Source organism: Bradyrhizobium sp. STM 3809 (genome assembly GCF_000239795.1).
Taxonomy (GTDB): Bacteria; Pseudomonadota; Alphaproteobacteria; order Rhizobiales; family Xanthobacteraceae; genus Bradyrhizobium.
In genome coordinates this window covers 1-5,370 of sequence record NZ_CAFJ01000182.1, presented here as the reverse complement: position 1 = coordinate 5,370, position 5,370 = coordinate 1, and the positions used below count along the sequence as shown (strand labels likewise).

General features: G+C 66.0%; 3 protein-coding genes. 1 reads left to right on the top strand and 2 read right to left on the bottom strand.

The annotated features are described in order from the left end of the window. The coding region (locus BRAS3809_RS10005) for an efflux RND transporter permease subunit (protein WP_035655930.1) at nucleotides 1-2,798 on the bottom strand (2,798 nt) is incomplete at its 3' end. A 9-nt stretch (nucleotides 2,799-2,807) separates the two neighbouring features. Next, nucleotides 2,808-3,947, bottom strand: coding sequence for an efflux RND transporter periplasmic adaptor subunit (locus BRAS3809_RS10000; protein WP_008961966.1), 1,140 nt, complete (start codon nucleotides 3,945-3,947; stop codon nucleotides 2,808-2,810). Nucleotides 3,948-4,367: 420 nt separating this feature from the next. Here BRAS3809_RS10000 and BRAS3809_RS09995 point away from each other — a divergent pair, with 420 nt between their 5' ends. Then, on the top strand, nucleotides 4,368-5,237 hold the full coding sequence (locus BRAS3809_RS09995; protein WP_008961965.1) for a hypothetical protein: 870 nt from the start codon (nucleotides 4,368-4,370) through the stop codon (nucleotides 5,235-5,237). Nucleotides 5,238-5,370: the final 133 nt, after the last annotated feature.

Genomic DNA, 5,370 nt, shown 5'->3' with positions numbered 1-5,370 from the left:
AGCAGGATGAGCCCGATCTGGACGTACAGATTGTTGTCGATCCGGAGCGCCGTCAGCACCGCCATCGGCCCGAGCAGCGACAGCGGCACCGCGAGGATGACCGAGACCGGCGCGTACCAGCTCTCATACTGGCCGGCGAGCACGAGATAGACGAGGAGGAGCGCGAGGCCGAAGGTGAGATAGATCTGATTGGAGACGACCTTCTCCTGATACGACATCGCCGTCCATTCATAACCCGCGCCGGGCGGCAGCGTCTGTTGGGCGATCTGCTCCATCAGCTTGAGCGATTGCCCGGAGGAGTAGCCCTGGGCCGGCAGGCCGACGACCGTGGAGGAGGGGTAGAGGTTGTAGAGGCTGATCAGCGACGGCCCCACCGAGGGCCTGACCGTTGCCACCGTGCCGAGCGGGATCATGTCGCCGCTCTGGTTGCGCACCATCAGGGCCTCGATCTGCCGGGCGGTGAGCCGTGCATTGGAGTCGGCCTGAACATAGACCTGGAACACGCGGCCGAACTTGTTGAACTGGTTGACATAGGAGGCGCCGAGGTAGGACGAAAGCGCCGAAAACACCTGGTCGGTGGTGACGTGCAGGGTCTGCGTCTTGACCCGGTCGATCTCGACGTCGAACTGCGGTACCGTCGCCCGGAACGGCGACTGCACGCGCTGCAGCGCGCTCTGGCTCTGCGCGCCGGCGACGAGCGCGGACGTCATCGCCTGCAGCTTGGCGTAGTCGCTGTTGCCGTCGCGCAGCTCGACCTGCATGGCGAAGCCGGCCGCGTTGCCGATGCCCTGGATCGGCGGTGGCGGCAAGACGAGACTGCGGGCCTCGATGACGTCCGTCATCTTGTCGTTGAGGCCATAGACGAGCGAGCGCAGGTCCTCGCCCTTGCCGCGCGCCTCCCAGTCCTTGAGGATGATGTAGGCGACGCCGGCATTGGCAAGGCTGGCGCTGTTGTCGAGCGCGGAGATGCCGGCGATGGTGATGACCTGGGCGACGCCCGGCGTGCTTTTCGCAATGGCGCCGACCTTGTCGAGCGCCTTCTGCGTCCGCTCGAGCGAAGCGCCGTCGGGCAGTTGCACGGCAGCGATCAGGTAACCCTGGTCCTCGATCGGCAGGAAGCCGGTCGGCACCCGCGACAGCCCGTAGCCGCCGGCCGCGATCAGGATCAGTGCGACGATCACGGAGGCTGTGCTGTTCCTGACAAGGCGCCCGATGAGATTGGTGTAGCGCCGCTCCAGCCGCGCATAGAGATTGTTGAAGATCCGATACAGCGCATTGCGCCGTTCCAGCGGCACCGGCGGCCGCAGCCACAGCGCGCATTGCGTCGGCTTCAAGGTCGCGGCGTTGATCGCCGAGAGCAGGGCGGTGGCGGCGATGACCAGCGCGAACTGTGCGTAGATGCGTCCCGTGAGGCCGGGCAGGAAAGCGGCCGGCAGGAACACCGCGATCAGCACCAGGGTGATGCCGACGATCGGCGCGAACAGCTGGTCCATGGCGCGGATCGCCGCGTCGTGGCCGGTCATGCCGCGCTCGATGTTGTGTGCGGCGCCCTCGACCACGACGATGGCATCGTCCACCACGATGCCGATCGCCAGCACGATCGCGAACAGCGTCGACAGGTTGATGGTGAAGCCGAGCGCCGCCATCGCCGCGAAGGCGCCGATGATGGTCACCGGCACCGTCGTGGTCGGCACCAGCATGGCGCGCCAGTCCTGCAGGAAGATCAGGATGACGACCAGCACCAGCACGCCGGCCTCGATCAGCGTCTTGTAGACCTCGTGGATCGAAGCATTGACGAACTTGGTTGTATCGAACGGCGTGTCGTACTGAATGCCCTGCGGGAACGTCTTCGCCAGCTGCGCCATCTTGGCCTCGACGGCCTTTTCGACCTCCAGCGCATTGGCGCCGGGCGACTGGAAGACGCCGATGCCGACGGCGGGCTGGCCGTTGAGCGAGAACATCTGGCCGTAGGTCTGCGCACCGAGCTCGACCGAGCCGACGTCGCGCACCCGCGTGACGTCGCCGTTGCTGCCGGTCTTGACGATGATGTCCTCGAACTGACTGGTGTCATCGAGCCGGCCCGCGACGTTCAGCGTATATTGGAATGCCTGGCCCGACGGTGCCGGCGGCGCGCCGATCTGTCCGGCGGCGACCTGCTGGCTTTGCTGCTGAATGGCCTGGATCACGTCCTGCGGCACCAGGTTGCGGACCTGCAGCTTACTCGGGTCGAGCCATATCCGCATCGAATATTGCCCGGCGCCGAACACCGTAACGTTGCCGACCCCGGGCAGGCGCGCGAGCTCGTCCTTCAGATTGATCGTCGCGTAGTTGCTGAGATAGAGGCTGTCGTACCTGGCGTCGGGCGACGTCAGCGTCACGAACAGGAGGATCGAGGTCGACCGCTTCTGCACGGTGACGCCCTGGTTCTGCACCGACTGCGGCAGTTGCGCCAGCGCGCTGGAGACGCGGTTCTGCACCAGCACCTGCGCGAAGTTCAGGTCGGTACCGATCTTGAACGTCACGGTCAGCGAATAGCTGCCGTCGGCGCCGCTGTACGACTGCATGTACAACATGCCCTCGACGCCGTTGACCTGCTGCTCGATCGGCAGCGCGACGGTGTCGATGACGGTCTTGGCGCTGGCGCCGGGATACCGCGTGGTGACCTGCACGGTCGGCGGGACGACGTCAGGGTACTGCGCGATGGCGAGATTGAACAGCGCGACCCCGCCGATCAGCATCATCAGGATCGCGATGACGTTGGAAAGGACCGGACGCTCTATGAAGAACTTGGAGATCACGGCCGGTCCTCACTTGCTGGCGGAAGCCGGCGACTCGATCGCCTTCGGCTGCGGATCGACCTTCTGTCCGGGGATGGCACGCAGAAGGCCGGCCACCACGACGCGGTCGTCGGCTTTCAGGCCGCCATCGATGACGCGCAATCCGCCGTCGAGCGGACCGACCTTCACCTTGCGCTGCTCGACGACATTGTCGCTGTTGACGACCAGCACGTAGCGTCCGCTCTGGTCGCTGCCGAGCGCGGTGTCCGGCACCAGCAGCGCGTTCTCGGAACGGTCGACCGGCACGCGGATGCGGACGAAATAGCCCGGCAGCAGCGCGTGATCGGGGTTCGGTACGATGCCGCGGACGGCGAGCGTGCCGGTCGCGGCGTTGATCGTGGGTGCGGCATAGTCGAGCTTGCCCTGATGCGGATAGCCCTCCTCGGTCTGCAGGCCCAGTTCGGTCGGGAACTGCTTGAGGTCGGAGGCCGTCAGGCCGCGGCGCCGGGCCTCGGCACGGATACGCAGCACGTCCTGTTCGTTGATGGTGAAGTTCACATAGACCGGATCGAGCGCAACGATGGTGGCGAGCTGGGTCGGCGAAGCCACGCCGACGAGCTCGCCGACGGAGACCTGGTGCGCGCTGACGACTCCGTCGAACGGCGCGGCTACATTGGTGTAGCCGTAATTGACCTTGGCGATCTTGGTGTTGACCTGAGCCTGCTGCAGACTCGCCTGCGCGTTGTCGCGGGTCGTTGCCGCATTGTCGAGCGCGACCTGCGAGGCGGCCTGGCGGGCGACGAGGTCGGACTGCCGCTTGTAGTCGGCTTCCGCCTGCTTGAACGAGGCCTGCGCGCCGGCTTCCGCTGCCTGCGCCTGATCGAGCTTGAGCTTGTAGGTCTCCGGCTCGATCGTGAACAGCGTCGTGCCTTCCTTGACCGTGTCGCCGTCCTTGTAGTCGATCGACTGCAGGAAGCCCTGGACGCGCGCGACGAGGTCGACGTTCTTCACGGGGGCGATCGTGCCGGTCGCCTCCAGATAGCGCGTCACTGCGCGCTGCAGCGGCTGGGCGACTTCGACCTTCGGCGGCGGCGGCGGTTGATAACTGTTCTGCTCGCAGCCGGCGAGGAGCAGGGCGGCAAGGCCGGCCAAAATCGGAAACAGCGCCATCTGCGCGCCCGTCGGGGAGTTCGGCTTTGGAGGAAAGGCTGTCGAGCAAGGCCGTCGTGGATCACCGGACTTCGTCATTCTGCTTTCCGTGTGCAATGACTCTCGAGACAATGGCAGTTGCGAGCAACAAACAACGACGATGCCGTCTCCATAACAACAATTGTGCGACGGAGAAACCCGCCTGCGAGGCCAGCCGCACGAAGAAATTTGCGGTTGCTGCAGATGCACCCAAATTTTCCCACTTGCCAAGCCGCGAGCGGCGGCGCAGCTTCCGCGACCATTCCGAGCGGGCGCTCCTGGACGGCTCCGCGCGCGCCAGGGCGATGCACGTTTTCGTGCTGATACTGACAAGTTCTTATCGTCGCCGTGACAGCTGCCTGGCGACAACAAATAGAAGCTCAAACTGATTGAGGATCGACGATGATCAATCGTAGCAATTGGACTGTTCTGCTCGCCATGATGTTGGGGGCGAGCCTCGTTGCGACGCAAGCTCCGGCGCAGACCGATGCTCAGCGCAACGCCATCAAATCGGCCTGCCGGTCGGACTACATGGCGAAATGCTCCACGGTGCCGCCCGGCGGCGCTCCGGCGTTTCAGTGCCTGCAGAAGAACATGGCCAGCCTGTCGTCGTCATGTCAGACGGCGGTGAAGGCACTCGAACCCGCAGGCGAGACCAAGCCGGCGGCGGCCGAGGCGAAGCCTGCCGCTCCGGCCGCGAAGCCAGAAGTCACCGAAGCGAGCAAGCCCGCAGAGGCACCGAAGGCGCCGGCGGCACCTCCGGCTCAGCAGGCAGTCGCGGCGAAACCCGAGCCCGCGAAACCGGCAACAGCCGCGCCGACGGCCAAGCCCAGCGATGCGCAGGTGGCGGCGATCCGCAATGCGTGCAGCGCGGATTACCGCAAGGTCTGCAGCAGCGTGCCGCCGGGCGGATCTGCCGCTCTGCAATGCCTTGAGCAGAACAAGACGAAGGTGTCTGCGTCCTGCGCGCAGGCGGTCGCGGCGGCGAGCGGCGGTGGCGCGGCACCGAAAGCGGCCGCGACGACGGCCGCAGCTCCTGCAACGACGGCCACGGTCGCCCCCGCTCCGGCCGAGCCGGCCATGGTGCTGCGTCCGCTCCGGCCGCTCGAGGAGTTGCGGATCGTACGAGCGGCCTGCGGCTCGGATGCGCGTGCGTTCTGCGGCGGCGTCGAGCCGGGCGGTGGTCGGGTGGTGCAGTGTCTCGCCGCCAATGCGGGGGCGCTGTCGCCGGCGTGCAAGGGCATGCTCGCCGAGTTCGCCGCCAGCCGGTAGCGGGAGCGGCCATCAATGCACGGCATGGTGCAACGGTGCCGATCCAAGTCGATGCGACACCTCGTTCCACCCAAATTGTCACAGTTGTCAGGCGGCGAGATCAGCGGCAGATTTCGGACAGGGTGGATATTTC

Coding starts and splice junctions, on each gene's coding strand:
- BRAS3809_RS10000 (WP_008961966.1), bottom strand. CDS start 3,947: ATGGCGCTGTTTCCGATTTTGGCCGGCCTTGCCGCCCTGCTCCTCGCC.
- BRAS3809_RS09995 (WP_008961965.1), top strand. CDS start 4,368: ATGATCAATCGTAGCAATTGGACTGTTCTGCTCGCCATGATGTTGGGG.